Origin of the sequence: Streptacidiphilus sp. MAP5-3 (assembly GCF_041262505.1) — a bacterium.
Lineage (GTDB): Bacteria > Actinomycetota > Actinomycetes > Streptomycetales > Streptomycetaceae > Streptacidiphilus.
Genome location: NZ_JBGCCL010000005.1, coordinates 307,000 through 333,717, shown reverse-complemented (window position 1 = coordinate 333,717; position 26,718 = coordinate 307,000). Strand labels below are relative to the sequence as shown.

Genomic DNA, 26,718 nt, shown 5'->3' with positions numbered 1-26,718 from the left:
GTAGCGGACCATTGACGTAGCACGGGACCCGGTAGCTGAGTACCTGACGTAGTACCTGACGCAACGCCTGAGACGTAGTACCGACTGACCGACGGAAGAGAGACGGCGCTGATCGTGGAGCAGAGCACCCCAGCTGTGTCGAGCGAGGAGCTCAAGGCCGTGCTGGTGCTGGCCGGGACCACCGGCGGCATCGGCGCCCACGTGCGCTCGCTGGCCGAGGGCCTGAGCGCGCACGGGGTCGAGGTGACCGTGTGCGGGCCCGCGGAGACGGACAAGCTGTTCGGCTTCTCCGGGGCCGGGGCGCGCTTCCACGCCGTGGAGATCACTCCGACGCCCGGTCCACGCACCGACAGCGCGGCCGTCGGTGAGCTGCGCAAGGCCTTCGCCCGCGCCTCGCTGGTGCACGCCCACGGCCTGCGCGCCGCGCTGCTGTCCGATCTGGCCCTGCGTACCGCCCGCGGCTGGGCCCGGGCGGAGACGCCGCTGGTGGTCACCTCCCACTCGGCCAACCTCGCGACCGGCGTGGAGCGGCGACTGCTGCGGATGATGGAGCGCCGGGTGGCGCGTGCCGCCGACCTGATGCTCGGCGCCTCCTCCGACCTGGTCGCCCGCGCCCGTGACCTGGGGGCGACCGACGCCCGGCTCGGCCCGGTCGTCGCGCCGCCGTTGGCCCCGCCCACCGTTGGCCGGGAGGAGACGCGGCGTCAACTGCTCGGCGGCAAGCCGGGCAAGGAATACCGGGACCGCCCGATCGTGCTGGCGATCGGCCGTCTGACGCCGCAGAAGAACTTCCACCTGCTGCTCGACGCCGCCTCCGGCTGGCGGGCGGGTGGTGACGACACGTCACAGGCGCAGCCGCTGGTCGTCATTGCGGGCGAGGGCACGGACGAGCCCGCGCTCAAGGCGCGGATCAAGTCGGAACGGCTCCCCGCCAAGCTGCTCGGCTTCCGCGAGGACGTGGCGGAGCTGCTGGCCGCCGCCGACGTCGTGGTGATCTCCTCGCGCTGGGAGGCCCGGCCGATGGTCGCCCAGGAGGCGCTGCGGGCGGGCGTCCCGGTGGTCACCACCGCCGTCGGCGGTCTCCCCGAGCTGGTCGGCGACGCGGCGGTGCTGGTGCCGCCGGGCGACGCGACGGCGCTGGCGGCGGCGGTCTCCTCGCTGCTGGCGGATCCGGCCCGCCGCGTCGAGCTGGCCGAGGCCGGCCCGCAGCAGGCCGAGACCTGGCCGACCCAGGCGGACACGGTGGCCCAGGTGCTCAGCATCTACGACGAGCTGACCACGGAGAGCTGACCACGGGAGCTGACCTCGGCCTGATCCGTCAGGAGCCCGGGTCGTGCGGCCCGGGTCCTGCTGCCATCGTGGAGCCATGGACTGGACTCTCGAAGTCGTCGTGCTCCCGGTCGCGGACGTCGACCGGGCCAAGGTCTTCTACAGCGAGCAGGTCGGCTTCCACGTCGACGCCGACCGGCGGATGAGCCCGGCCATGCGGGTCGTCCAGCTCACGCCGCCCGGGTCCGGCTGTTCGGTCGTGGTCGGTGAGGGCCTGACCCGGGCCGTGCCCGGCAGCTACCAGGGACTGCAGCTCTGCGTCACCGACATCGACGCGGCACGGGCGCAGCTGGTCGAGCGCGGTGTCGGCGCGAGCGAGGTGTTCCACTTCGGCGAGACCGGTCAGAACCCCGGCCACGGTGGCCCGTGGAACACCTTCGTGACCTTCAGCGACCCGGACGGCAACGGGTGGATCGTCCAGCAGGTCCCGAAGGACCGCACCGATCGTTGAGGACTGCTCGGTGGGCAGCTCGATGGGCAGGCTCGGTAGGCCTGCTCAGCCCGTGATCTTGAGCGTGACGGTGCCGTCAGGGTCGGCCGTCACCAAGACCTGCTCCAGCGAGTCCACCGACACGGTCGCGCCGTAGCGGGCGGTCGCCGCGCCGATGCCGACCACGCGCATGCCCGCGGCCAGACCGGCGGCGACACCCGCCTCGGAGTCCTCGAAGACCACGCAGTCCCCGGGCGCGAAGCCGAGCTGCGCCGCGCCCCTGAGGAAGCCCTCCGGGTCGGGCTTGCTGGCGCTGACGTCCTCGGCGGTGACCCGCGTCAGCGGCATGCGCAGGCCCGCCGCGTTCATCCGTGCGTCCGACAGGGCGACGTCCGCCGAGGTGACCAGGGCGTGCGGGACCGGTCCGGCCGCCAGCGCGGCGAGGAAGGCGGGGGCGCCCGGTATCGGGACGATGCCGTCGACATCGGAGGTCTCCGCGGCCAGCATGCGCGCGTTGTCGGCGTGGTTCTCCGCGGCCGGGCGGTCGGGCAGCAGGATGGCCATGCTCTGGTGGCCCTGACGCCCGTGGACGACCGCCTCGATCCGCTCCAGGGGGATGCCGTGCGCGGCGGCCCAGCGTCCCCAGACGCGCATCACCACGGCCCCCGAGTCGACCAGGGTGCCGTCCATGTCCAGCAGCAGTGCACGGGCGGTCAGGTCCACGGGGGGCTCCCTGGTGAGATGGGGCGGCAGGTTTTGTGCCTCCAGTGTACAAAAGCGGGGTGCCGCCCCCGGTGCCTCCGGCTCGGCGTCGCCTACAGCCCCGGCAGCCCGCCGCAGGCGGTGAGGCGCAGGGCGGTGTCGATCAGCGGGACGTGGCTGAAGGCCTGCGGGAAGTTGCCGACCTGGCGTTGCAGGCGGGGGTCCCACTCCTCGGCCAGCAGGCCGACGTCGTTGCGGATGGCGAGCAGCTTGTCGAAGAGCTCTCTGGCCTCGGCGACCCGGCCGATCATGGCGAGGTCGTCGGCGAGCCAGAAGGAGCAGGCCAGGAAGGCGCCCTCGTCGCCGGGCAGGCCGTCCACGCCCTCCTCGCCGCCCGAGGTCGGGTAGCGCAGCACGAAGCCGTCGGGGGTCATCAGCTCACGCTGGATGGCCTCGATGGTGCCGATGACGCGCTTGTCGTCGGGGGGCAGGAAGCCGACCTGGGGGATCAGCAGCAGGGAGGCGTCCAGCTCCTTGGAGCCGTAGGACTGGGTGAAGGTGTTCCGGTCGGGGTCGTAGCCGTGCTCGCACACGTCCTCGTGGATCGTGTCGCGCAGTTCGCGCCAGCGCTCCAGCGGGCCCTCGTTGGGGGTCTGCTCGAACATGCGGACGGTCCGGTCGACCGCGACCCAGGCCATCACCTTGGAGTGGACGAAGTGGCGGCGCGGGCCGCGGACCTCCCAGATGCCCTCGTCCGGGTCGTTCCAGTGCTGCTCAAGCCAGGAGATCAGCCGCAGCTGCAGCATGTGGGCGTGGTCGTTGCGGGCCAGGCCGGTCATGTGGGCGAGGTGGAGCGCCTCGACGACCTCGCCGTACACGTCCAGCTGGAGCTGGTCGGCGGCGCCGTTCCCGATCCGGACCGGGGTGGAGTGCTCGTAGCCGGGCAGCCAGTCCAGCGTCGTCTCCGACAGCTCGCGTTCGCCCGCGATGCCGTACATGATCTGCAGGTTCTCCGGGTCCCCGGCCACCGCGCGCAGCAGCCACTCGCGCCAGGCGCGGGCCTCGTCGCGGTAGCCGGTGCGCAGCAGCGAGGAGAGGGTGATCGTGGCGTCCCGGAGCCAGGTGAAGCGGTAGTCCCAGTTCCGCACCCCGCCGATGTCCTCCGGCAGGGAGGTGGTGGGTGCGGCGACGATGCCGCCGGTGGGCGCGTAGGTCAGCGCCTTGAGGGTGATCAGCGAGCGGACCACCGCCTCGTGATACGGGCCCTGGTAGGTGCACTGGGCCACCCAGTCGCGCCAGAACTCCTCGGTGGTCGCCAGCGCGTCCTCGGGGTCGGGCTGGTCGGGTGCGCCGAGGTGGGAGGGCTGCCAGGTCAGCGCGAACGCGATCCGCTCGCCCTCGGTGACGGTGAAGTCCGCGTACGTGGTCAGGTTCCGGCCGTAGGTCTCGGCCGCGCCGTCCAGCCACACCGAGTCCGGCCCCGCCACCGCCACCGTCCGGGACTGCTCGCCGTCCTCGACCCGGTGCACCCACGGCACCACCCGCCCGTAGGAGAACCGCATCCGCAGGGCGGAGCGCATCCGCACCTGCCCGGACACACCCTCCACGATCCGGATCATCTGCGGCACCGCGCCCCGCTCGGGCAGGCCACGCGGCGGCATGAAGTCGATCACCCGCACCGTGCCGCCTGGCATGTCCCACTCCTGCTCCAGCACCAGCGAATCGCCCCGGTACCGGCGCCGCGCCGCAGGCGGTGCCGGAGCAGCAGCCGTCGGCGGCAGCACCCGGAACTCACCCGTGTCCTCGAAAGGCACGGTCTCGAAGGTCTCCGCCCGTACGACACCGGCCGCCTGCGGGGCCGCGGCCACCTCGGCCGGGACGGCCTCCGCGACGACCGCCTCCGCCTGTTCCTCGTCCGCGACCGGCACCGGCTCGGCCGGGCCGATGCGCCAGAAGCCGTGCTCGTCCGTGCCGAGCAGGCCCGCGAAGACGGCGGGCGAGTCGAAGCGGGGCAGGCAGAGCCAGTCGACCGCGCCGTCCCGGCTGACCAGGGCTGCGGTCTGCATGTCGCCGATGAGCGCATAGTCCTCGATGCGGGCGGCCACGTGGTTCTCCAGTTCGCGGTGCAGGGTGCAGGACTGAGTGCGGGGACTGAGTGTGGGGCTGTGGGGGTGGAGCCGAAGTGTGGAGCTGGGGGGGTCAAGCTGGGGGTGTCGAGCCGGGAGCGTGGAGCTGAACGTCGCTGCGTCACAGAAGCCGCGTGGGGTGCGGAGGTTGGAGCACCAGTCCCGCCGTGCGGCGGGGGGTGCGGATGGGGCTTCTGAAGCGGACGGTGTCCGTGCAGAATACGACGGATCTTGGGTCGCTGGGGACACGATCCGGAACCGGCGTGCCGGTCCGCGCTCCGATGTCCCGGAGGCGTTCCGGGGCAGCCTGCTCGTCTGCTGCGATGGTACGGACCGGCGCGCCGGTTCCGGCCGGTCGGAACACGGGCGGCCTGCGGCACTGATACCCTGGTATCCCGTGGATTGGTACTGAGCCGGCTACGCCGGGCTCGTCCCACGACGGTTCAGGCTCCGTACCCCTCACGATCCACCACCCCCCTCCGCCTCTCTCGGCAGAGCGGTGCAGGTGATGACGCGACCACGGGAGCCCCCTCTTGGCACAGCCCCATTCCGGTAAGGCCGGCACGACGACCAAGCACCTCTTCGTCACCGGGGGCGTTGCCTCCTCGCTCGGCAAGGGGCTGACCGCCTCCAGCCTCGGAGCTCTGCTCAAGGCACGAGGACTGCGGGTCACCATGCAGAAGCTGGACCCGTACCTGAACGTCGACCCCGGCACGATGAACCCGTTCCAGCACGGCGAGGTCTTCGTCACCGACGACGGCGCCGAGACCGACCTGGACATCGGCCACTACGAGCGCTTCCTCGACACCAACCTGCACGGCTCGGCCAACGTGACGACCGGCCAGGTCTACTCGACGGTCATCGCCAAGGAGCGCCGCGGCGAGTACCTGGGCGACACGGTCCAGGTCATCCCGCACATCACCAACGAGATCAAGTCCCGGATCCGCCGGATGGCGACCGAGGACGTCGACGTGGTGATCACCGAGGTCGGCGGCACCGTCGGCGACATCGAGTCGCTGCCGTTCCTGGAGGCCGTCCGCCAGGTCCGCCACGAGGTCGGCCGCGACAACGTCTTCTTCGTGCACGTCTCGCTGCTGCCCTACATCGGCCCGTCCGGCGAGCTGAAGACGAAGCCGACCCAGCACTCGGTCGCCGCGCTGCGCAGCATCGGCATCCAGCCCGACGCCATCGTGCTGCGCGCCGACCGCGAGGTCCCGCAGGCGATCAAGCGCAAGATCTCGCTGATGTGCGACGTCGACGAGGAGGCCGTGGTCGCCGCGATCGACGCCCCGTCGATCTACGACATCCCCAAGGTGCTGCACACCGAGGGCCTGGACGCCTACGTGGTGCGCCGCCTCGACCTGCCCTTCCGCGACGTGGACTGGACCCAGTGGGACGACCTGCTGCGCCGCGTCCACGAGCCCACCCGTCAGGTGAAGATCGCGCTGGTCGGCAAGTACATCGACCTGCCCGACGCCTACCTGTCGGTCACCGAGGCGCTGCGCCACGGCGGCTTCGCCAACACCGCCAAGGTCGAGATCAAGTGGGTCACCTCGGTCGACTGCGAGACCCCCGAGGGCGCCGCCGCGCAGCTCGGTGACGTCGACGCGATCTGCATCCCCGGCGGCTTCGGCGAGCGCGGCGTGGACGGCAAGGTCGGCGCTATCACCTACGCCCGTCAGCACGGCACCCCGCTGCTGGGTCTCTGCCTGGGCCTGCAGTGCGTGGTCATCGAGGCGGCCCGCAACCTGGCCGGCCTGGCCGACGCCAACTCCACCGAGTTCGACTCCGCCGCCCGCCACCCGGTCATCTCGACCATGGCCGAGCAGCTGGAGATTGTCGACGGCAAGGGCGACCTGGGTGGCACCATGCGCCTGGGCCTCTACCCGGCCAAGCTGGCCGAGGGCTCCATCGTCCGCGAGGTCTACGGCGGCGAGCAGTACGTCGAGGAGCGCCACCGCCACCGCTACGAGGTCAACAACAACTACCGCGCCGAGCTGGAGAAGACCGGCCTGCAGTTCTCCGGTCTGTCGCCCAAGGGTGACCTGGTCGAGTACGTCGAGTACCCGCGCGAGGTGCACCCCTACCTGGTCGCCACCCAGGCGCACCCGGAGCTCAAGTCCCGCCCGACCCGCCCGCACCCGCTCTTCGCCGGGCTGGTCGCCGCCGCGATCCGGGTCCAGGACGGCGAGGTGGCGCCCGCCGCCGCGTCGGACAAGGCCGCTGCCCCGGTCGCCGAGTAAGGTCGGCGGAAACCGCCAGGGGAGGAACGTCGTGAGCGCCGCGGAGCAGCCCGTCCAGCAGGACCTTGTGGACACGCCCGACTCGTGGGAGGTCGTCGCCGAACGGCCCGCCTTCGAAGGGAAGGTCTGGGACATCGTCTCGGACGACGTGGTCATGCCGGACGGCCGCGCCGCGACGCGCGACTACATGAAGCACCCCGGGGCGGTCGCCGTGATCGCCCTGGACGAGCAGGGCCGGGTGCTGTTGGTACGTCAGTACCGGCACCCGGTCCGGCACCGGCTCTGGGAGCTGCCGGCCGGTCTGCTCGACATCCCCGGGGAGAACCCGCTGCACGCCGCGCAGCGGGAGCTCTACGAGGAGGCGCACCACAAGGCGGGGGACTGGCGGGTGCTGCTCGACCTCTACCCGACCTCCGGCGGCTCCGACGAGGCGATCCGGGTCTACCTGGCCCGCGACCTGGCCGAGTCCGACGGCGAGCGCTTCCAGGCCGAGGGCGAGGAGCTCGACCTCCAGGTCGCCCGCTTCCCGCTGACCGAGGTCGTCAGCCGCACCCTTGCGGGCGAACTCCACAACGGCGCCCTCGTCGCGGGCGCGCTGGCCCTCTCCGCGGTCCTGGCGGGCGACGGCATCGACGCGCTCCGCCCCGCCGAGGCCCCCTGGCCCGCACGCCCGTTCTAATGCTGGGCATTTGAGCCGATTGAGCGATATTCGACTGTGCTTCCGCACGCCGGTGTGAAGGTGTGCCTGCGTGTGCTCCGAGTGAATTACGCTGCGTCAGAAGTCAGTGGCCAGCCTTCTGGCCCTGTCAACTGACCGACGGGAGCGGCGCTCGTGTCCGTGGCACAGTCGGCTTCGGCCTCCGGCAGCGAGGTGCTGCGCGCCTCGGGGATGATCGACGCGCCCGGGCCGTTCGTCGGGCGGCGGGCCGAGCTGGCGCTGCTGCGCGAGGAGATCGGCCGTCCCGGGCTGCGCGCCACCGCGCGCGCGGGCAGCGCGGACCGTGCGGACCGTTCTGAGGAGAACGCCGCACCGGCGCGGGTGCTGGTCGTGGCCGGACGCCCGGGGTCCGGGCGGACCGCGCTCGCCCTGCGGCTGGCCGCCGAACTCGTCGACGGGTTCCCGGTCGCCGTCCGTCTCTCGCTGCGCGACCCGTTCCCGGCGCGGCGGCTGCTCGACGCGCTCGGCCTGCCGCGTCCGGCCGCCCTGGCCCCGGACGAGGCGGAGACCGCCGCCGCCGAGGCGGTCCGCGCGCATCTGGCCGAGCAGCAGGTGCTGCTGGTCCTCGACGACGTCACCAGCAGCGGGCAGATCCAGCCGCTGCTGCCCACCGCCCCCGGCTCACTGGTGCTGGCCGCCACCTCCGGTCCGTTGAGCTCCGTGCCGGACGCCCGACCCTGCGTGCTGGGCGGGCTGGACTACACCGCCGCCCGGGAGCTGCTGGCCGCCATGGCGGGCGACGTCCGGGTGGTCAACGACCCGGTCGCGGCGCAGGTCATGGCGGAGACGGTGGCCTGCCACGCCGGGGCGCTGCGGCTGCTCGGCGGCTGGCTGGCAACCCGGCCGCGCGCCTCCCTCTCCGACGCCCTCCAGGCACTGCGGGACGTCGCCCCGGAGGCCTTCGCGCAGTACACCGACCCCGGGTACAGCGGCGGCCGACAGAGCCGCCCGCAGACCCCGCGCACAGAGGATCCACCGCCCAAGGACCCCTCCGCGCTGGGCCTGCCGGGGCAGGCCGTGCCGCCGATGCCGACCTATGCGCCGACCATCGGCGTCCCCGCCGCAGCCCCGCCTCCGCCGCGTGGCGCGCAGCGCAGCGAGGACCCGTTGCGGCGCACCTTCGCCCTTGTCCACGGCGCGCTCAGCGGCAGCGCGCAGCAACTGCTGCGCCTGGCCACGGTCGTGCCCGGCGGTGTACTGGACGCGCGCGGCGCGGCGGCGCTGGTCGGCTGCCCGCTGGACGCCGCCGCCACGCAGCTGGCCTCGCTCGCCGCTCAGCAACTGCTGCACGAGGAGGCGGTGGCGCAGGGCCGCTTCCGGGTGCCGGAGAGCCTGCGGCCGGTGTTGACCGGGCTGCGCGAGGCCCACGACAAGCCCGCCGCCGTCGAGCTGTCCCGAGCCCGGTGGCTGGAGCGGCAGGTGCGGCTGCTGGGCGCGTGCGTCCACCGGCTCGCGCCGGACCGGACGCCCGAGCCCGAGCCGCTGCCGGTCCCGCTCCGGTTCCGCAGCGCCGCCGAGGCCTGGGCCTGGCTGGACCTGGAGCTGCCCACGCTGCTGCTGGCCGTCCCCGACGGCATGGCCGCGGGCGGCCTGGACGGGCTGGTGACCCGGCTGGCCACCGCACTGGTCCGGGCACTGCCGGTGTGGGGCGAGGCGCGCCGGCGTTCGGTCGCCACCGACCTGTACGCCCTGCACTCGGCCGTCCAGGAGCTGGCCCGGCGCGGCGCCCAGCCGCAGCGGCAGGCCGCGGCCCTGGTCAACCTGGGCGACCTGCACGCCGCCGCCGGTGAGCACGCCCGGGCCATGGAGCGTTACCGCAGCGCGCTCGGTCCGGCCCGCGCGGCACAGGACCAGGTCGCGGTGGGCCGGATCCTGGAGGCCACCGCCGGTGCCTACCGCGCCTCGGGAGATCTGGTCCGCGCCGTCGACTTCTACGGCCGCGCGCTGACCCTGCGCCGCAACCGCGGCGAGCGCGCCGACGAGGCCCGGCTGCTCGGCCGCCTCGCCGCCACCCACAGCGCCCAGGGCCGCTACGCGGACGCGTTGCGCGAGTACCGGGCCGCCGTCGCGCTGTACCGCAAGCTCGACGACGAGGCCGCCGCGGTCACCGCGATCCTCGGTGCGGCCCGGGTGCAGGAGCTCTCCGGTGGCACCGAGGCTGCCCTGCGGACCCAGCGCGAGGCGCTGGAGGCGGCCCGGCGCGCGGGCGGCGGACGCCTCGAAGGGCTGGTGCTGCTGCGTATGGCCGAGGCCCTGGACCGCGCGGGTGACCAGGCGGGCGCACGGGTCCAACGGGACCAGGCGGCCGCGCTGGGCGTGGGCCGTCCGCGTTAGTGCGCCACCGGGACCGGCCCCGGTCGCGTCCGCCCGCTGTGGCCGCCGACGGGACAACGATCCGGTTTCGATTGATTGTCCTGATTGTCGCATTTCTTATGATTCGGCGGCTCGGCCGAAGTGCAAGCCTACGAAACAGCCAACAGATCCCAGACTTTTGGTCGGATTGGAAGGCTTACGCATGTCTGGGGCTTCAAATACACTCGGAAGTGCCACGCATGGCAATGTCGCCGCGTGTGGCTTCCGGCGGCGTTCCCGTCGTCGGGAGGAACCCCCATGTGCAAGGGACGTGTTAGCCGTGAAGGTCGGCATCCCCCGCGAGGTCAAGAACCACGAGTACCGCGTGGCCATCACGCCGTCTGGCGTGCACGAGCTGGTCCGCAACGGGCACGAGGTGTTCGTCGAGAACAACGCCGGTTCCGGCTCCTCGATCCCCAACGAGGAGTACGTGGCCGCCGGTGCCACGATTCTTGACACCGCCGACGAGGTCTGGGCCACGGCCGACCTCCTGCTGAAGGTCAAGGAGCCCATCGCCGAGGAGTACCACCGCCTCCGCAAGGGCCAGTTGCTCTTCACCTACCTCCACCTGGCCGCCTCCCGCGAGTGCACCGACGCGCTGCTGGGCTCCGGTACCACCGCCATCGCGTACGAGACGGTCCAGCTCGCCAACGGCGCGCTGCCGCTGCTCGCCCCGATGTCCGAGGTCGCGGGCCGCCTGGCTCCGCAGGTCGGCTCCTACCACCTGATGCGTCCGACCGGCGGTCGTGGCGTGCTCCCCGGTGGCGTGCCCGGCACCCACCCGGCCAAGGCCGTCGTCATCGGCGGTGGCGTCTCCGGCTGGCACGCGGCCACCATCGCCATCGGCATGGGTTACGACGTGACCCTGCTCGACCGCGACATCAACAAGCTGCGCGAGGCCGACAAGATCTTCGGCAACAAGATCAAGGCGATCGCCTCCAACTCCTTCGAGCTGGAGAAGGCCGTCCTCGAGGCCGACCTGGTCATCGGCGCCGTGCTGATCCCGGGCGCCAAGGCCCCGAAGCTGGTCACCAACGAGCTGGTCTCCCGCATGAAGCCGGGCTCCGTGCTCGTCGACATCGCCATCGACCAGGGCGGCTGCTTCGAGGACTCGCACCCGACCACCCACGCCGAGCCGACCTTCCCGGTCCACAACTCGGTCTTCTACTGCGTGGCCAACATGCCGGGTGCGGTGCCCAACACCTCCACCTACGCGCTGACCAACGCGACCCTGCCCTACATCCTCGAGCTGGCCAACCGCGGCTGGCAGGAGGCCTGCCGCCGCGACGCCGCGCTGGCCAAGGGTCTCAACACCCACGAGGGTCAGATCACCTACGCCGCGGTCGCCGAGGCCTTCGGCCTGCCGCACGTCGAGCTGGCGGACGTCCTGGCCTGAGCCGTTCCGGTTCATACCTGATGACGGCCTGACGGCTCGTCACCCGCCCAGGAGGGCGTCGCACGCTGGTGCGGCGCCCTCCTGGCGTTCTGTCAACCCCACGCCAGTTGATGTCACCCTCGGCAGAGGGGTGAACGGCGGTGGAGAGCAGTGTCTCCGTGGGCCGAACAGCGGTTTCGTACAGTGCCTGGGACCTGCGGTCAGCAATTGTCATATCGACATGTTGGTTAGTGCATCACTGGTGCGCTGGTTGACGCTACTGTGTCGTTGCTAGGCTGCGGTGCGGTGAATGCCGCCCAGTGGAGGGGGCAGAGCCCCAAGCTCTCGATGTCCGCACCGACACTACGGCGGTCGCCAAGGAGGTAAGACGACTTGTGAATGAGTCGACAATTGCTCCCGAGAGCGGCGCCTCGCGCACTTTCGACGCACGTCAGCAGCAGCCCGGTTACCCGAGCCTGGAGTACCCGATTTCCGATCACGACGCGCTGCGCCATGCGAGCGCGCTGGACGTCCCCATCGAGCCCGGCCTGGTCCAGACGGACCGCAACGGCGTGGCGGACGGTCAGTTCTACGACCCTGATGCCGAGTACGAGCCGGATCCGGAGTACGCCGCGACCCTAGCGCCCGACGCCGCGCGCCAGCGCCGCGAGCGGGTCGGCCCCACGGGCAGGCCGCTGCCGTACTTCCCGATCCCCACGCCGCTGACCGAGCACGGTCCGGCCCGGATCGTCGCGATGTGCAACCAGAAGGGCGGGGTCGGCAAGACGACCTCGACCATCAACCTGGGCGCCGCGCTGGCCGAGTACGGCCGCCGGGTGCTGCTCGTCGACTTCGACCCGCAGGGCGCCCTGTCGGTCGGCCTCGGCGTCAACCCGATGGAGCTCGACCTCACCGTCTACAACCTGCTGATGGAGCGGGGTCTGACGGCCGATGAGGTGCTGCTCAAGACGGCCGTGCCCGGCATGGACCTGCTCCCCAGCAACATCGACCTGTCGGCCGCCGAGGTGCAGCTGGTCAGCGAGGTGGCCCGGGAGTCGGCGCTGGCCCGCGCGCTCAAGCCGCTGATGAACGACTACGACTACGTCATCATCGACTGCCAGCCGTCCCTCGGTCTGCTGACGGTCAATGCGCTGACGGCCGCTCACAGCGTCATCGTGCCGCTGGAATGCGAGTTCTTCGCGCTGCGCGGGGTCGCCCTGCTGACCGAGACCATCGAGAAGGTCTGCGAGCGGCTCAACCCCGACCTGCGCCTGGACGGCATCCTGGCCACCATGTACGACTCGCGTACGGTCCACAGCCGCGAGGTGCTGGCCCGCGTCGTCGAGGCGTTCGGCGAGCACGTCTTCCACACCGTCATCGGCCGTACGGTCCGGTTCCCGGAGACGACGGTGGCCGGTGAGCCGATCACCACCTACGCCTCCAACTCGGTCGGGGCCGCCGCGTACCGTCAGCTCGCCAGGGAGGTGCTCGCACGGTGCCCCGTCGAGTGAGTCTCCCGGGGGCGGACGAACTGTTCCGGACCACCGGGGGGACCGCACTCAGCACGCCCGCGCCGCGCGCACCGGACGCCTCCGAGGAGACGTCCTCCGCGCCCGCCGCCCCGCCTGCCTCCGCGCCTGTCGGGCAGGCGGTGGCCCCCGCGGTGCCCGGGGCTCCTGCCGGGGCCCAGGCGGCGGTACCGCCGCCGGCGGCGAGGCCTCCCGAGGGGCAGCCCGCCGATCCGGCGGGCGAGCACGGGGCCGTCCCCGGCCCGCCCCCTCGGGTCGAGGCCGGAGCGGCCACCAAGGCCGCGCAGGCGGCCTCCGACGCGATCACCCAGCCGGCGACCGCCCGCCGCAAGACGCGCGGCCCGCGCCCCCGCCCGAGCGGTCGCGAGCGCCACGAGGAGAAGATCACGGTCTACGTCTCCGCCGAGGAGCTGTTCGACCTGGAACACGCCCGGCTGGCCCTGCGCGGCGAGTACGGACTAGCGGTGGACCGGGGCCGGATCGTCCGCGAGGCGGTCGCCGTGGTCCTGGCCGACCTGGAGCAGCGCGGCGAGGCCAGCATCCTGGTACGGCGGCTGCGCGGTCGCTGACCCGCGCGGCGTTCGCCCCCGCAGGTGGGGACAGGGCACCATAGGCCCCGATGCGCACCCTGCCCGAGGCTTCGCCCGAAGTGACGCCCGAGCCAGCTCCGAAGGAGGAGTCGGCCGGTGGCTTCCTGGTGCGGCTGGAGAACTTCGAGGGCCCGTTCGACCTGCTGCTCAGCCTGATCGCCAAGCACAAGCTGGACGTCACCGAGGTCTCGCTGTCCAAGGTGACCGACGAGTTCATCGCCCACATCCGGGCCATGGGGCCTTCCTTCGACCTCGACCAGGCCAGCGAGTTCCTCGTGGTGGCGGCCACCCTGCTCGACCTCAAGGCGGCCCGGCTGCTCCCGGTCGCCGAACTGGAGGACGAGGAGGACCTCGCCCTGCTGGAGGCGCGCGACCTGCTCTTCGCCCGGCTGCTGCAGTACCGCGCCTACAAGCGCGTCGCGGCCCTCTTCGCCGAGCGCTGGGAGGCGGAGGGCGCCCGCCGCCCGCGCACGGTCGGCCTGGACCCGGAGCACGCCGAGCTGCTGCCCGAGGTGGTCATCTCCATCGGCCTCACCGCCTTCGCCAAGCTGGCCGCCAAGGCGATGGAGCCCAAGCCCAAGCCGGTCGTCTACGTCGACCACATCCACACGCCCAAGGTCAGCGTCCGGGAACAGGCCGAGCTGGTCCTCGCCCTGCTCCGGGAGCGCGGCGAGGCGCGGTTCAGCGAGCTGACGGCGGACGCGCCCGACGTGCTGACGGTGGTGGCCCGCTTCCTCGCGCTGCTGGAGCTGTACCGGGAGAAGCTGCTCGCCTTCGACCAGCCGGAGGCGCTGGGGGAGCTGCTGGTCCGCTGGGTGGCCGAGGTCGCGGACGGCGAGGACGTCACCGTGGCGGAGGGCCTGGGCGAGGAGTTCGACGCGCCCCCGGCAGAGGTGGCCGAGGACGGCACGCAGGCACGTACACAACGTACGAAGGAGCTCTGAGATGGCGGACGACCGCAGCGACGCGACGGGTGCCCCACGCCGCCGCCTGGGCCTCCCCGGACAGCTGCGCCCGGGCGAGCAGCTGGAGACGGTCTTCCTCGACGAGCTCGATGCCGAGCCTGAACCGGCGGCGCAACCGGAACTCCCCCCGCAGCGGGAACCCGTCCTGCGGCCCGAACCCGAACCGGAGCCCGAGCCCGAGCCGGAACCCGTCCTGTGGCCCGAACCCGAATCGGAGCCCGAATCCCAGCCCGACCCCGCCCCTGCCGCGGAGCCTGCTCCCGAGATCCCGCTCAAGGCCGCGCTCGAGGCCGTGCTCATGGTCGTCGACGAGCCGATCACCGCCGTGCGGCTGGCCGAGGTGCTGGAGCGGCCGAAGAAGCTGGTCGCCACGGCGCTGGCCGAGCTGGCCGAGGAGTACACCGAGCAGCAGCGCGGTTTTGAGCTCCGCCACATCGCCGGGGGCTGGCGTTTCTACACGCGCGCCGTCTGCGCGCCGGTCGTGGACCGGTTCGTGCTGGACGGCCAGCAGGCCCGGTTGACCCAGGCCGCGCTGGAGACGCTGGCGGTCATCGCGTACCGTCAGCCGGTCTCCCGCTCCCGGGTCTCCGCCGTCCGTGGTGTGAACTGTGACGGCGTCATGCGTACCCTGGTACAGAGAGGTCTGGTCGAGGAGTCCGGTACGGAACCGGAGACTGGGGCGTACCTGTACCGGACCACTCACTACTTCCTGGAACGGATGGGGCTGCGCGGCCTGGACGAACTGCCGGAGCTCGCCCCCTTCCTCCCCGAGGCCGACGACGTGGAGGCGGACTCGCAGGAGGGCTCCGCGATCGCCGAGGCGGTGCTGGCAGTTGAACAGTGAGCCGAGCAGTGACGAGCAGTGAGTAGTGCAGTAGTGAGTAGTGCAGTACGGACGACAGACACACGACGACGGACAGACCAGGCAGCGGGCATTTGATGCGTAGCGGTAACAGCAGGAACAGCAGCGGCGGCGGCTCGGGCTCCCGGGGACGGGACGGCCAGGGACAGGGCCAGCGTCGCGGCCAGGGCGCGGGCGGCAGCGGCAACGGCACGCCGCGCCCCGAGCAGCGCCGCTACGACCGCCCGGAGTGGGGCGGCGGCGAGAACGCCAAGCCGCGCGGTCCGCGCCGTGAGGGCACGGGCAGCGGCGGTGGTGTCGGGCAGATCCGCCCGAAGAAGGGCCCCGGCTCCGGTGCCTCGCGTCCGCGCGAGCTGCAGGCCCGCGTCGAGGACGCGGTCCGCGCCCGCCACGAGCGGCCGTCCAAGCCGAGCGCGACCAGCGACCTCGAGGGCGAGCGCCTGCAGAAGGTGCTGGCCCGCGCGGGCATGGGCAGCCGCCGCGCTTGCGAGGAGCTGATCGACCAGGGCCGCGTCATGGTCAACGGCAAGGTCGTCCGCGAGCAGGGCAAGCGGGTCGACCCGGACAAGGACAAGATCGAGGTCGACGGCCTCACCGTGGCCACCCAGTCCTACCTGTTCTTCGCGCTCAACAAGCCGGCCGGCGTCGTCGCGACGATGGAGGACCCGGACGGCCGCCAGTGCCTGGGCGACTACGTCAACAACCGCGAGACGCGGCTGTTCCACGTCGGCCGACTGGACACCGAGACCGAGGGCATCATCCTGCTCACCAACCACGGCGAGCTGGCCCACCGCCTCACCCACCCCAAGTACGGCGTGCAGAAGACGTACCTGGCCGCGATCCAGGGCCCGATCCCGCGCGACCTGGGCAAGCAGCTGGCCAAGGGCATCGAGCTGGAGGACGGCTGGGCCCGTGCCGACGGCTTCAAGGTCGTGCAGAACGTCGGCAAGAACTACCTGGTCGAGGTCACCCTCCACGAGGGCCGCAAGCACATCGTGCGCCGCATGCTGGCCGAGGCGGGCTTCCCGGTCGAGAAGCTGGTCCGCACCCAGTTCGGCCCGATCGCGCTGGGCGACCAGAAGTCCGGGTGGCTGCGCCGCCTGACCAACCCCGAGGTGGGCCAGCTGATGAAGGCTGTGGGGCTCTGACCCAGGTGACCACGGTGCCGGGGACTGCGGCGGGACGCGGGCGGCTGAGCGCCGAGCGTGAGGCGGAGCTGTACCGGCACGTCATCGACCTGGTCAGGGAGCTCGGCTACGACTCGGTGACCATGGACGCCGTGGCGTCCCGCGCCCACGTCAGCAAGGCCACGCTCTACCGGCAGTGGAAGGGCAAGCCGCAGCTGGTCGCCTCCGCGATGCGCCACGCCCGCCCGCTGCTGCTGGACGACGTGGACACCGGCTCGCTCGCAGGTGACCTGCACGCGCTCGCGGAGGCGGGGATGGCCCTGGAGGACGACACCGTCTTCATGAGCGCGGTCGGCCACGCAGTGCATCTGAATCCGGATCTCGGGGCGGCGCTGCGGGAGATGCTGGTCGAGCCGGTCCTGGTGGTGCTCCGCGACATGCTGGTGCGGGCCGTCGCCCGCGGCGAGCTCCGCGAGGGCGCGGCGGCGGGGGAGTTCCTCGGCCACATGCTGGTCGGCGCGCTCCCGGCCCGGAAGATCCTCGACGACCGGTTCGCGGACACCGAGTACATGAAGCGTTACATCAACGCCGTCGTGCTTCCCGCCCTGCTGAACAGCTGAACAGCTGAACAGCTGAACAGCTGAGCCGGTGCGGCTCCGGGAAAGCTGAGACACGACTCACACCCGCCCATCGAAACGACTTCGTTTCGATGGGCGTAGTGTTGTCCGCGAAGAGTACGAAACCGTTTCGTTCGGAGTCCTCATGTCGCAGACGCAGACACCCGCCTCGCGCGCACGCGCGGCGGAGGGCAGTACGGCTGCCGCCACCGGTGGCGGCCGGCGGTGGTGGGTGCTGGCGGTCGTCGGGATCGCGCAGCTGATGGTCGTGCTGGACGGCACGATCGTGAACATCGCACTGCCCTCGGCCCAGCACGCGCTGGGCTTCTCCAACGCCGACCGGCAGTGGATCGTCACCGCCTACGCGCTCGCCTTCGGCAGCCTGCTGCTGCTCGGCGGCCGGCTTGCCGACCTCTTCGGCCGCAAGATCGTGTTCCTGGTCGGAGTCGGCGGGTTCGCCGCCGCCTCCGCGCTGGCCGGTGCGGCCGGGGACTTCACCATGCTGGTCTCCGGACGCGCGCTGCAGGGCTTCTTCGGCGCGCTGCTCGCGCCCGCCGCGCTCTCACTGCTGAACACCACCTTCACCGACGCCAAGGAACGCGCCAAGGCGTTCGGCATCTACGGCGCCATCGCGGGCGCGGGCGGCGGCATCGGCCTGCTGCTCGGCGGGCTGCTGACGGAGCATCTGAACTGGCGCTGGACCCTCTTCGTCAACCTCTTCTTCGCGGCCCTCGCGCTCGCCGGAGGCCTCGCCTTCCTGCGCAAGGGCGCTCCCGCAGAGCGGCCCAAGCTGGACATCCCCGGCACGGTGCTGGTCTCCGCCGGGCTCTTCGGGCTGGTCTACGGCTTCTCCAACGCCGAGTCGCACAGCTGGGGTTCGCCGCAGACCTGGGGGTTCCTGGTCGCCGGCGTGCTGCTGATCGCGGTCTTCGGCTGGTGGCAGACCCGCGCCGAGCACCCGCTGCTGCCGCTGCGCGTGCTGCTGGACCGCAACCGCGGCGCGTCGTTCCTGGCCACCGCCATCACCGGCGCGGGCATGTTCGGCGTCTTCCTCTTCCTGACCTACTACCTGCAGGAGACGCTGCACTACAGCCCGGTGCAGACCGGCCTCGGCTTCCTGCCGATGATCGGCGCGCTGATGGTCGCCGCGCAGTTGGCCACCCTGTGGCTGCTGCCGCGGATCGGGCCCAGGCCGCTCGTCCCCACCGGGATGGCACTGGCCGCGGGCGCCATGGTCTGGCTGACCGGCCTCGGGCTGAACAGCTCCTACGCCACCTCCGTGCTGCCGCCGCTGCTGGTGATGGGCTTCGGTCTCGGCCTGATCATGCCGGTGACGATGAGTCTGGCCACCGACCGGATCGGCGAGCAGGACGCGGGCGTGGCCTCGGCCGCGGTCAACACCATGCAGCAGATCGGCGGTTCGATCGGTACGGCGCTGCTCAACACCCTGGCCACCAGCGCCGGTACGCACTACCTGGTCGGCAAGGGCGTGCCGACGCCGGAGCTGCTGGCGAAGGCGCAGCTGCACAGCTACTCCACCGCGTACTGGTGGTCGGCGGGCTTCTTCGCAGTCGGGCTGGTGCTCAGCCTGCTGCTCTACCGTCGCGGCAGGATCCAGCAGGACGCGAACGCGCCCGTCGCCGTCCACATGTGACGGTGCGTCATGTGGACGGGACGGGCGCGGCCTCGCTCACTCAGGAACGAGCGGTGCTGATCAGGCGGCGGCCTTCCGGGCCTGCGTGATCAGGAGGTCGGCCTGCCGGACCAGCGGGCCGGCCTTCCTGCTGTCGAGCGCGCCGACCCGGCCGTGGCCGAAGGCCATGCGGTCGAGCAGCCCGGCGATCTGCGAGGCGAGCGCGTCGCGCGCGGCGCCCAGCGCGGCCAGCTTCGCCTCGTCGGCCTGGTAGACCGCGTCACCGGCCGAGGACGAGGAGACGCCCTTGTTGGAGAGGACCAGCGTCGCCGAGGCGAACTGGCCCACGCCCGCGTCCAGCTGCTTGTACGCGGCGGCCAGCGCGGCGTACTCGCCTCGGTCGCCCCGCAGCGAGCGCGGCAGCGCGGAGGCGGTCAGGAACGGCGTCAGCACCACGCCGTCGCTGCGGTAGTCGTCCCGCAGGCCGGTCAGCGTCAGCATCGTCGGCCGGATGTCGGTGTGGTCCGACCAGACCTTGTTCGTGACGCCCAGGTGCCTGACGCCCGGACCGACCAGGCCGAGCCAGGTGGTGTTGATGTCGGTCGAGAAGTCGCCGTGGTTCCAGGCGTAGTCCGGACCGAGCGCCACGCAGGAGGAGTTGCAGTTGGCCGCGCCCGCGTAGACGAAGTAGTTCGGGTTGGCGAACGAGGTGAACGTCGGCGTTCGCTTCGGGTCACCGGTGACCATGTGGAGCAGTTTCATCTCCGTCTGGTCGGCCTCGTAGTTGTTGATCACGTCGGTCTTCCCGGTGATCGGGTTGACCGCCGTCACCTTGGACCACGCCTGTTCGAACGAGCGGGTCACCGGGGCGTTCTGCGCCGGGTCGCCGTTCAGGTAGAAGTTGGGCGCGGAGTCCGCGTGGATCCCGTACGGCGTGGTCACGCCCTGCTGGGTGGCCAGCAGGCCGCTCGCGTTGGCGTTGATCTCGCCGATCTGCTGGTAGGTGCACGGGACGTGCACGCCGTCGCAGTTCGCCGGGCTCGGCGCGCCGCCGACGAAGTGGTCGTTCTCGTCGGAGGTCACCACGAACTCGGTGTTGTGGGAGTTGATCCCGTCCTTGTCCAGGCGGCTGAAGAACTGGGCGAAGGCCTGGTCGTAGCTCTTGAGCTGCGCGACGTAGCCCGCCTCGCCCGGCCCGAAGGCGTTGTACGGGGCGGCGTGGTTGTCGTGCGCGTCGGAGATGTACGCGAACGTGACCGGGACGCCGGACTCCTGCATCTGCGCCACGTAGCCGAGCGTGTTGGCCGCGCTCATGCTGTCGAAGCCGGGGAAGCCCGGGTTGCCCTTGGGGTCGGTGATGGGCGCTCCGGAGGTCGAGTCGACCACGGCCGAACCGCCGGTGATCGCCGGGTCCACCGACTTGGCGCCGAACAGCGCCTGGTAGCCGTGGTAGCCGCCCGGCTCGTCCGGCAGCAGGTCCGGGCTGGCGGCGGCGCCCGCGCCCGCACAGAGCGTTGAACCCTGGGCGCAGTGGACGCCGATGCCGACGTAGTCCGCCTGGGCCTTGGTCGGGTTCGCCTTGGCCTCGGCCGCCTGGGGCGAGTTGGCGCCGAAGACCTTGTTGATGTCGACGGTGGTGTTCTCCAGGATGGTGTTCGCCGCGGAGACCGCGCCGACGTCACAGCCCGCACGGGTGTAGGGAACCCACGGCGCGGGGGTGTTCTTGCCGTTCTGGGTGACCATCGTGTAGCTGGAGTCGCTCGGCGTCGGGACCGAGCTGTCGGCCACGCCGTCGGTCCAGTAGGCGAAGGTGCTCGCCGAGTTGGTGGTGCCGTCCGGCTTGTAGTACCGGTACGAGTTGGCCACCGGCTGACCGTGGTCGCTGCCGTAGAGGCCGGTCAGCGAGGTCAGGATGTCGTCGCCGGTGTGGGCGATCAACGGCGTGTGGTGGTTGTCGTCCAGCACGCCGTTGGATTCCAGGAAGTTCAGCAGATGCGGCATCTGCTCCAGGTCCGAGGGGACGTTGGGGTTGTCCCGGGTGAAGTGGACGTTGTCGAACTGCAGGTAGATCACGTGCTTGACGCCCGGCTGTGCCGAGTCCAGCTGACAGGAGGACTCCGCGTGGTTCGCCGCTGCCCGCGGCGCGCTCGGCGCCGCCACCGCCGGGGCCGCGACGGCGGCCCCGAATCCCAGCCCGGCGGTCAGTGCCAGGGCCAGCACCTTGCTCTTGCGCATCCTGCTCCCTCTTCGTGAATCGGTCGGAGTTTCCCCGATGACGCGCGTAGAAAGTGACGCACCACACTGGCACGGGAGCAGCGAACATAAAAGGGGGCCTGCGGGGCCTCTGCGTTGCCCGCAGGTGAATTGACGGAGAATCAGTGATGCTCCGGCCTGCGCGTCAGCTCCACAGAGCCAGGTGCGCCCAGCGGCCGGAGGAGTCCCGCTCGGCCTCCAGCATCCCAGCGACCGCGGCGCGGTTGACCGGCCCGTAGACGTGCGGGTACAGCGTGCCGTCGGCCGCCTCCTCCCAGCGCACCGGCGCGTCCAGCCGGTTCTCGTCGATCAGCAGCACCATCAGCGGGCCGCGGGCGGAGGCGAAGCGGGCGTTGGCGACGGCCAGTGCCTGCTCCTCGTCGGCGGAGCAGTGGATGAAGCCCTCCAACGCCAGCGAGGACGTCGTGTAGGGCCGGTCCGGGTGATCCAGCCACGCGTCGAGCGGCGTCAGGTGGAAGAGCATGTCCACTTTGTACCGCAACAGCCGCACGGCGAGTAGGGGGTGTGCCGCGGGACAGGCCGGAACACTGCGGAGGCGGGCGGGGCGTGATGGACTTGGGGCATGGCACACGATGCTGGACACGACGCCTCCGCACACACCTCGGGACACGACCCCGCGCTCTACCCCGCGGACCGGGTCGCCCGCGCCCAGGAGGCCGCCAGGGCGGCCGGACTCGACGCCCTGCTCGTCTCGCCCGGACCGGACCTGCGCTACCTCACCGGCTACGAGGCGCTGCCGTTGGAGCGGCTCACCTGCCTGGTCGCGCCCGCCGAGGGCGCGCCGTTCCTGGTCGTCCCGCTGCTGGAGCAGCCCGCCGCCGAGGCCTCGCCGGTCGGCGCGCTCGACATCGAGATCGTTCCCTGGCGGGAGACCGAGGACCCCTACGCTCTGGTCGCCTCCCGGCTGCCGCGGGGGCTGGGCCGGGTCGGCCTGGACAACCACATGTTCGCGGAGAAGGTGCTCGCCTTCCGCGACGCGCTGCCGGGCGCCGAGCAGGCGCTGGCCGGACAGGTCATCGGTGAGCTGCGGATGCGCAAGAGCGCGGCCGAGGTCGCCGCGCTGCTGGAGGCCGCCGAGGCGATCGACAAGGTCCACTCGGCGATGGAGGAGTGGCTCCGTCCCGGCCGGACCGAGCGCGAGGTCGGCCGCGACATCGCCGACGCGATCACCGCCGCCGGTCACGCCCGGGTCGACTTCGTCATCGTCGCCTCCGGCCCCAATGGGGCCAGCCCGCACGCCGAGGTCTCCGACCGGGTGATCCGCGAGGGCGAGCCGGTCGTCGTCGACATCGGCGGCACCATGCCCTCCGGCTACTGCTCCGACTCCACCCGCAACTACTGCGTCGGCCGCCCGCCGGAGCGCTACGAGTCGCTCTACGAGGTGCTGCTGGCCGCGCAGAAGGAGCAGTGCGACGCGGTCGGCCCCGGCGTCACCGCCGAGGCGCTGGACGCCGTCGGCCGTGACCTGATCGCCAAGGCCGGGTACGGCGACTACTTCATCCATCGCACCGGCCACGGCATCGGCCTGGAGACGCACGAGGAGCCCTACATCGTCGCGGGTTCGTCCCGCCCGCTGGAGCCCGGCATGGCCTTCTCCATCGAGCCCGGCATCTACCTCCCCGGCGAGTTCGGCGCGCGCATCGAGGACATCGCCGTCTGCACCGCCGACGGCGGCGAGCGGCTCAACCTCACCAGCCGCGAGCTGCGGATTCTCGCCGGATAGCAGCACCGGCTCCCGCGGCTGCCGCAGCAACTGTCTCAGCAACTGTCTTGCCCTGCGGACGCTCGTGTCCCTGGCGTGTCCGCGCGGTTACGGTGGGCGTCAGCGGCTTTGCCGATCGGGTCGGACTGCGCCCCGACCCGATCGGCCGCCGCTGCACCCGGACGTTCCCAGCACCCCCGCCACCTCTTCTTCCACTCTTCCGCGAGGACGTACTCCCGATGCGCACCGCCGTCGTGATCGGCACCGGACTGATCGGCACCTCCGCCGCGCTCGCGCTCACCGAACGCGGCACGGCGGTCCACCTGCGCGACGCGGACCACGACGCCGCCCGCACCGCCGCCTCGCTCGGCGCAGGGACGATCGAGCCGCCGGACGGCCCCGTCGACCTGGCGATCATCGCGGTGCCCCCGGCCCGGGTCGGCCAGGTGCTGGCCGACGCCCAGCGCGAGGGACTGGCCCGCCACTACACCGACGTGGCCAGCGTCAAGGCGGGCCCGCGGCAGGACGTGCTGGCGCTCGGCTGCGACACCCGGAGCTACATCGGCAGCCACCCGATGGCCGGCGCCGAGCGCAACGGCCCGCTGGCCGCCCGCGCCGACCTCTTCGACGGCCGCACCTGGGTGCTGACGCCGATGCCGGACACCGACACCGACACGCTCAACGCGGCGCTGGAGCTCGTCGCGCTCTGCGGGGCCGTCCCGGTGGTGATGGACGCCGCCGCGCACGACCGCGCGGTCGCGCTGGTCTCGCACACCCCGCAACTGCTCGCCTCGCTGGTCGCGGCCCGGCTGGAGCACGCCTCGGACAACGCGGTGCGGCTGGCCGGTCCCGGCATCCGCGACACCACCCGGATCGCGGCCTCCGACCCGCGGCTCTGGGTCGACATCCTCAGCGCCAACGCCGGCGTGGTCGCCGACATCCTGGAGGAGGTCGCCGCCGACCTCGGCGGCGCGGTCTCCGGCCTGCGTGCCATGGAGGCGGCCGACGCCGCCAAGCGCGGCAAGGGCGCGGCGGCCGTCGCCGACGTGCTGCGTCGCGGCAACGTCGGCCGCGCCCGGATCCCCGGCAAGCACGGCGCCCCGCCCACCCGCTACGAGGACGTCGCCGTGCTGATCGGCGACCAGCCGGGCGAGTTGGCCCGCCTCTTCGCCGACGCGGGCCGGGCCGGGGTCAACATCGAGGACGTCTCCATCGAGCACAGCGCCGGTCAGCAGGCCGGTCTGGTCAAGCTGGCCGTGGCGCCGGGCGCGGTCCCGACCCTGATGACGGCGCTGCGCGAGCGCGGCTGGAGCCTGCGGTAGGGCCCGAAAGCGGGGGCTGCCGCGGGGCCGCAACGAGCGCTGCGGTCGTGCCTGCCCGGCGACGGTAACCTTTACGTAGACCTCTCCCCTGCGTTCCGAAGGAAGCCGCCCCGTGGACAACTCCTCTGCCCCGGTCGTCGTCGTGCTCGACGGCCCCGCAGGCACCGGAAAGTCGACCGTGTCGCGTGAGATTGCCGCGCAGCTGGGCTACAGCTTCCTCGACACCGGCGCCATGTACCGGGCCATGACCTACTGGCTGCTCAACGCCGGCGTCGACGTGGACGACGCCGAAGCGGTCGCGGTGGCCTCCAGCAAGCCGGTCATCGTCTCGGGGACGGACGCCGCGGGCCCGACCATCACCGTCGACGGCGTCGACGTCTCCGGCCCGATCCGGGAGCAGCCGGTGACCGCCGCCGTCAGCGCGGTCAGCGCCGTCGCCGAGGTGCGCACCCGCCTGGTCGAGCTGCAGCGCGGCTCCGCCCTGCATGCCGCGCGGGGGATCGTCGCCGAGGGCCGGGACATGGGGACCGTGGTCTTCCCGCGCGCCGACGTCAAGGTCTTCCTCACCGCTTCCGCCGAGACCCGGGCGGCCCGTCGCGCCGCGCAGCTCGGCGTCACCGACCTGACCGGGATAGCCGCGATCCTGGCCGACATCAACCGCCGTGACACGGCCGACTCCAGCCGCGCCACGGCGCCGCTGCGCAAGGCGGACGACGCCGTCGAGGTCGACACCAGCGAGATGACCCCGGATCAGGTCGTCGCGCACATCATCGGGCTGGTGCACGCGCGCGTCGCCGCCCGCCTGGGCTGAGCCTGATCGCGCGCCGGACACCGAACCACGCGTGCCGGGCGTCAGCCCCCAGAACCGCCTGAAACAGCCGAAGACGAGAGTGGGCACCGCCCGATGAGTATGGAGAACGCCGGTCACATCGCCGGACACGGCGACCTGGACAACGCCGAGTACGCCGAGTTCATGGAGCTGGCCGCCGAGGAGGGCTTCGATCTCGACGAGTTCGGCGACCTCGACGACCACGAGCACGTCCCGCTGCCGGTGCTGGCCGTCGTCGGACGCCCGAACGTTGGCAAGTCCACCCTGGTCAACCGGATCATCGGCCGTCGCGAGGCGGTCGTCGAGGACCGTCCCGGCGTCACCCGCGACCGGGTCCAGTACGAGGCCACCTGGAACGGCCGCCGGTTCAAGCTGGTCGACACCGGCGGCTGGGAGATCGACGCGCTGGGCCTGGACGGCCTGGTCGCCACCCAGGCGGAGATGGGCATCGAGAACTCCGACGCCGTGCTCTTCGTCGTCGACGCCCAGGTCGGCGCGACCGACACCGACGAGGCGCTGGTCAAGCTGATCCGCCGCTCCGGCAAGCCGGTGGTGCTCTGCGCCAACAAGGTCGACGGCCCGTCCGCCGAGGCCGACGCCGCCGCGCTGTGGAACCTCGGCCTCGGCGAGCCCTACCCCGTCTCGGCCCTCCACGGCCGTGGCTCCGGCGACCTGCTCGACGCCGTCCTGGGGAAGCTGCCCGAGGCACCGCCGCAGACCTTCGCCGCCGACCTTATCCTCGGCGGCCCGCGTCGCGTCGCGCTGATCGGCCGCCCGAACGTCGGCAAGTCCAGCCTGCTCAACAAGGTCGCGGGCGAGGACCGGGTGGTCGTCAACGAGCTGGCCGGCACCACCCGTGACCCGGTCGACGAGATGATCACCCTCGGCGGCAAGACCTGGAAGTTCATCGACACCGCCGGTATCCGCCGCCGCGTCAACCAGACCGCCGGCGCCGACTTCTACGCCTCGCTGCGCACCGCGGCCGCCCTGGAGAAGGCGGAGGTCGCGGTGGTCCTGGTCGACGCCAGCGAGACGCTGGCCGAGCAGGACACCCGGATCATCACCATGGCCGTCGAGGCCGGACGTGCCGTCGTCATCGCCTACAACAAGTGGGACCAGATGGACGACGAGCGCCGCTACTACCTCGAGCGCGAGATCGAGCAGGACCTGGTCCAGGTCCAGTGGGCGCCCCGGGTCAATGTCTCCGCCCTGACCGGGCGCCACATGGAGAAGCTGGTCCCGGCGATCGAGGCCGCGCTGGAGGGCTGGGAGACCCGTGTCCCGACGGCCCGTCTGAACGCCTTCCTCGGCGAGCTGGTCGCCGCCCACCCGCACCCGGTGCGCGGCGGCAAGCAGCCCCGGATCCTCTTCGGCACCCAGGCCGGCACCAAGCCGCCGCGCTTCGTGCTCTTCGCCTCCGGCTTCATCGAGGCCGGATACCGCCGCTTCGTCGAGCGTCGGCTGCGCGAGGAGTTCGGCTTCGTCGGCACCCCGATCTCCATCTCGGTGCGCGTGCGCGAGAAGCGCGGCAAGAAGAAGTAGCCCCGGTCGGGCGGACGGATCAGGCAGGCCGGATCTTGCAGGCAGGCCGGATCAGGCGGAGCCGGGCGGCAGGGAGAGGTAACCCCGGTGCCGCCCGGCGCCCGGCGGCACCGGAGCGCTCTGCGGGGCGGTGAAGTCGGCGAAGTAGGGGAGCCGGAAGTGCTCCTCGCCGCTCCGGTCGCCCGGCAGGCTGCGGAAGAGCCTGCGGAACTCGCTGTAGAGGGAGTCGTAGATCGGCGTCTCCCGGCCGGCGTCACGCTCGAAGGCGGGCCGCATGGCCGGGATCGCGGTCGGGACGCTCGGCGGCATCGGAACGGCCATGGCCTCGGCCGCAGGCGTCCAGACGCCGGGGCTGCGGCGGGGCGGGGGGAAGGTGTCGAAGGTGTGCACGTAATGGCCAACGACCCAGCCGTGCTCTGGATGCGGGGACGGCACCGTCAGTATCGACAGG

Annotated in this window: 21 protein-coding genes and 2 pseudogenes; 17 read left to right on the top strand and 6 right to left on the bottom strand. The window is 72.0% G+C overall.

Annotation, left to right across the window (positions count from 1 at the left end; translation table 11 throughout):
- Positions 1-114: 114 nt before the first annotated feature.
- Both ABH928_RS11600 and ABH928_RS11595 read left to right on the top strand, forming a co-directional pair.
- Positions 115-1,290, top strand: a complete 1,176-nt coding sequence (locus tag ABH928_RS11600) for a glycosyltransferase family 4 protein (protein ID WP_370064982.1) — start codon at positions 115-117, stop codon at positions 1,288-1,290.
- Between the two features lie 76 nt (positions 1,291-1,366).
- On the top strand, positions 1,367-1,780 hold the full coding sequence (locus tag ABH928_RS11595; RefSeq protein WP_370064980.1) for a VOC family protein: 414 nt from the start codon (positions 1,367-1,369) through the stop codon (positions 1,778-1,780).
- A gap of 45 nt (positions 1,781-1,825) precedes the next feature.
- On the opposite strand, the gene ABH928_RS11590 is transcribed toward ABH928_RS11595, so the two are convergent.
- The 3 genes and pseudogenes from ABH928_RS11590 to ABH928_RS11580 form a co-directional block, all read right to left on the bottom strand.
- Complete coding sequence (locus tag ABH928_RS11590) at positions 1,826-2,482, bottom strand: HAD-IA family hydrolase (protein ID WP_370064978.1); 657 nt, start codon at positions 2,480-2,482, stop codon at positions 1,826-1,828.
- Positions 2,483-2,574: 92 nt separating this feature from the next.
- Positions 2,575-4,215 (bottom strand): annotated as a pseudogene (locus tag ABH928_RS11585) (glycoside hydrolase family 15 protein); the annotation flags it as partial.
- A 144-nt stretch (positions 4,216-4,359) separates the two neighbouring features.
- Positions 4,360-4,566, bottom strand: a pseudogene (locus tag ABH928_RS11580) (trehalase-like domain-containing protein); the annotation flags it as partial.
- A gap of 554 nt (positions 4,567-5,120) precedes the next feature.
- Here ABH928_RS11580 and ABH928_RS11575 point away from each other — a divergent pair.
- The 11 genes from ABH928_RS11575 (at position 5,121) to ABH928_RS11525 (ending at position 18,619) form a co-directional block, all read left to right on the top strand.
- Positions 5,121-6,830, top strand: coding sequence for a CTP synthase (locus ABH928_RS11575; RefSeq protein WP_370064976.1), 1,710 nt, complete (start codon positions 5,121-5,123; stop codon positions 6,828-6,830).
- Between the two features lie 31 nt (positions 6,831-6,861).
- A complete protein-coding gene (locus ABH928_RS11570) occupies positions 6,862-7,509 on the top strand; it encodes an NUDIX domain-containing protein (protein ID WP_370064974.1) in 648 nt (215 codons plus the stop codon).
- Between the two features lie 153 nt (positions 7,510-7,662).
- The gene (locus ABH928_RS11565) at positions 7,663-9,882 is read left to right on the top strand and encodes a tetratricopeptide repeat protein (protein ID WP_370064972.1); all 2,220 of its coding nucleotides are present in this window, start codon (positions 7,663-7,665) and stop codon (positions 9,880-9,882) included.
- Positions 9,883-10,180: 298 nt separating this feature from the next.
- Positions 10,181-11,296, top strand: coding sequence for an alanine dehydrogenase (gene ald, locus ABH928_RS11560; protein ID WP_370064970.1), 1,116 nt, complete (start codon positions 10,181-10,183; stop codon positions 11,294-11,296).
- 515 nt (positions 11,297-11,811) lie between these two features.
- Positions 11,812-12,786 carry a ParA family protein gene (locus ABH928_RS11555; RefSeq protein ID WP_370065036.1) on the top strand — a complete coding sequence of 325 codons (975 nt, stop codon included), beginning with the start codon at positions 11,812-11,814 and terminating at the stop codon, positions 12,784-12,786.
- Complete coding sequence (locus tag ABH928_RS11550; RefSeq protein ID WP_370064968.1) at positions 12,771-13,373, top strand: hypothetical protein; 603 nt, start codon at positions 12,771-12,773, stop codon at positions 13,371-13,373. Before ABH928_RS11555 ends, ABH928_RS11550 begins: the two co-directional genes overlap by 16 nt.
- Before the next feature lie 50 nt (positions 13,374-13,423).
- Positions 13,424-14,338: a ScpA family protein gene (locus ABH928_RS11545; protein ID WP_370064966.1), complete on the top strand. Its 915-nt coding sequence runs from the start codon at positions 13,424-13,426 to the stop codon at positions 14,336-14,338.
- A gap of 286 nt (positions 14,339-14,624) precedes the next feature.
- Positions 14,625-15,203 carry an SMC-Scp complex subunit ScpB gene (gene scpB / locus ABH928_RS11540; protein ID WP_370065034.1) on the top strand — a complete coding sequence of 193 codons (579 nt, stop codon included), beginning with the start codon at positions 14,625-14,627 and terminating at the stop codon, positions 15,201-15,203.
- A 95-nt stretch (positions 15,204-15,298) separates the two neighbouring features.
- Positions 15,299-16,369, top strand: a complete 1,071-nt coding sequence (locus ABH928_RS11535) for a pseudouridine synthase (protein ID WP_370064964.1) — start codon at positions 15,299-15,301, stop codon at positions 16,367-16,369.
- Between the two features lie 14 nt (positions 16,370-16,383).
- On the top strand, positions 16,384-16,968 hold the full coding sequence (locus ABH928_RS11530; protein WP_370064962.1) for a TetR/AcrR family transcriptional regulator: 585 nt from the start codon (positions 16,384-16,386) through the stop codon (positions 16,966-16,968).
- Positions 16,969-17,110: 142 nt separating this feature from the next.
- Positions 17,111-18,619, top strand: a complete 1,509-nt coding sequence (locus ABH928_RS11525; RefSeq protein WP_370064960.1) for an MFS transporter — start codon at positions 17,111-17,113, stop codon at positions 18,617-18,619.
- A 60-nt stretch (positions 18,620-18,679) separates the two neighbouring features.
- On the opposite strand, the gene ABH928_RS11520 is transcribed toward ABH928_RS11525, so the two are convergent.
- Positions 18,680-20,833: a hypothetical protein gene (locus ABH928_RS11520; protein ID WP_370064958.1), complete on the bottom strand. Its 2,154-nt coding sequence runs from the start codon at positions 20,831-20,833 to the stop codon at positions 18,680-18,682.
- Between the two features lie 163 nt (positions 20,834-20,996).
- Positions 20,997-21,335, bottom strand: coding sequence for a DUF952 domain-containing protein (locus ABH928_RS11515; RefSeq protein WP_370064956.1), 339 nt, complete (start codon positions 21,333-21,335; stop codon positions 20,997-20,999).
- A 99-nt stretch (positions 21,336-21,434) separates the two neighbouring features.
- Between ABH928_RS11515 and ABH928_RS11510 the strand changes: the two genes are divergently transcribed.
- From ABH928_RS11510 to der, 4 genes are all read left to right on the top strand, one after another.
- Positions 21,435-22,595 carry a M24 family metallopeptidase gene (locus ABH928_RS11510; RefSeq protein WP_370064954.1) on the top strand — a complete coding sequence of 387 codons (1,161 nt, stop codon included), beginning with the start codon at positions 21,435-21,437 and terminating at the stop codon, positions 22,593-22,595.
- A gap of 218 nt (positions 22,596-22,813) precedes the next feature.
- Positions 22,814-23,896: a prephenate dehydrogenase gene (locus tag ABH928_RS11505; RefSeq protein ID WP_370064952.1), complete on the top strand. Its 1,083-nt coding sequence runs from the start codon at positions 22,814-22,816 to the stop codon at positions 23,894-23,896.
- 112 nt (positions 23,897-24,008) lie between these two features.
- Complete coding sequence (gene cmk, locus ABH928_RS11500; RefSeq protein ID WP_370064950.1) at positions 24,009-24,707, top strand: (d)CMP kinase; 699 nt, start codon at positions 24,009-24,011, stop codon at positions 24,705-24,707.
- A gap of 93 nt (positions 24,708-24,800) precedes the next feature.
- Entirely contained in the window at positions 24,801-26,267 is a 1,467-nt protein-coding gene (gene der, locus ABH928_RS11495) for a ribosome biogenesis GTPase Der (protein ID WP_370064948.1), read from the top strand.
- A gap of 51 nt (positions 26,268-26,318) precedes the next feature.
- Here der and ABH928_RS11490 read toward each other — a convergent pair whose 3' ends face one another.
- Positions 26,319-26,657, bottom strand: a complete 339-nt coding sequence (locus ABH928_RS11490) for a hypothetical protein (RefSeq protein WP_370064946.1) — start codon at positions 26,655-26,657, stop codon at positions 26,319-26,321.
- Between the last annotated feature and the right edge of the window lie 61 nt (positions 26,658-26,718).

What these genes read in the sequence shown, in the direction of transcription:
- ABH928_RS11535 (WP_370064964.1), top strand. Translation starts at nt 15,299, where the DNA reads ATGCGTAGCGGTAACAGCAGGAACAGCAGCGGCGGCGGCTCGGGCTCC.
- ABH928_RS11505 (WP_370064952.1), top strand. Translation starts at nt 22,814, where the DNA reads ATGCGCACCGCCGTCGTGATCGGCACCGGACTGATCGGCACCTCCGCC.
- ABH928_RS11545 (WP_370064966.1), top strand. Translation starts at nt 13,424, where the DNA reads ATGCGCACCCTGCCCGAGGCTTCGCCCGAAGTGACGCCCGAGCCAGCT.
- der (WP_370064948.1), top strand. Translation starts at nt 24,801, where the DNA reads ATGAGTATGGAGAACGCCGGTCACATCGCCGGACACGGCGACCTGGAC.
- ABH928_RS11525 (WP_370064960.1), top strand. Translation starts at nt 17,111, where the DNA reads ATGTCGCAGACGCAGACACCCGCCTCGCGCGCACGCGCGGCGGAGGGC.
- ABH928_RS11515 (WP_370064956.1), bottom strand. Translation starts at nt 21,335, where the DNA reads ATGCTCTTCCACCTGACGCCGCTCGACGCGTGGCTGGATCACCCGGAC.
- ABH928_RS11595 (WP_370064980.1), top strand. Translation starts at nt 1,367, where the DNA reads ATGGACTGGACTCTCGAAGTCGTCGTGCTCCCGGTCGCGGACGTCGAC.
- ABH928_RS11510 (WP_370064954.1), top strand. Translation starts at nt 21,435, where the DNA reads ATGGCACACGATGCTGGACACGACGCCTCCGCACACACCTCGGGACAC.
- ABH928_RS11520 (WP_370064958.1), bottom strand. Translation starts at nt 20,833, where the DNA reads ATGCGCAAGAGCAAGGTGCTGGCCCTGGCACTGACCGCCGGGCTGGGA.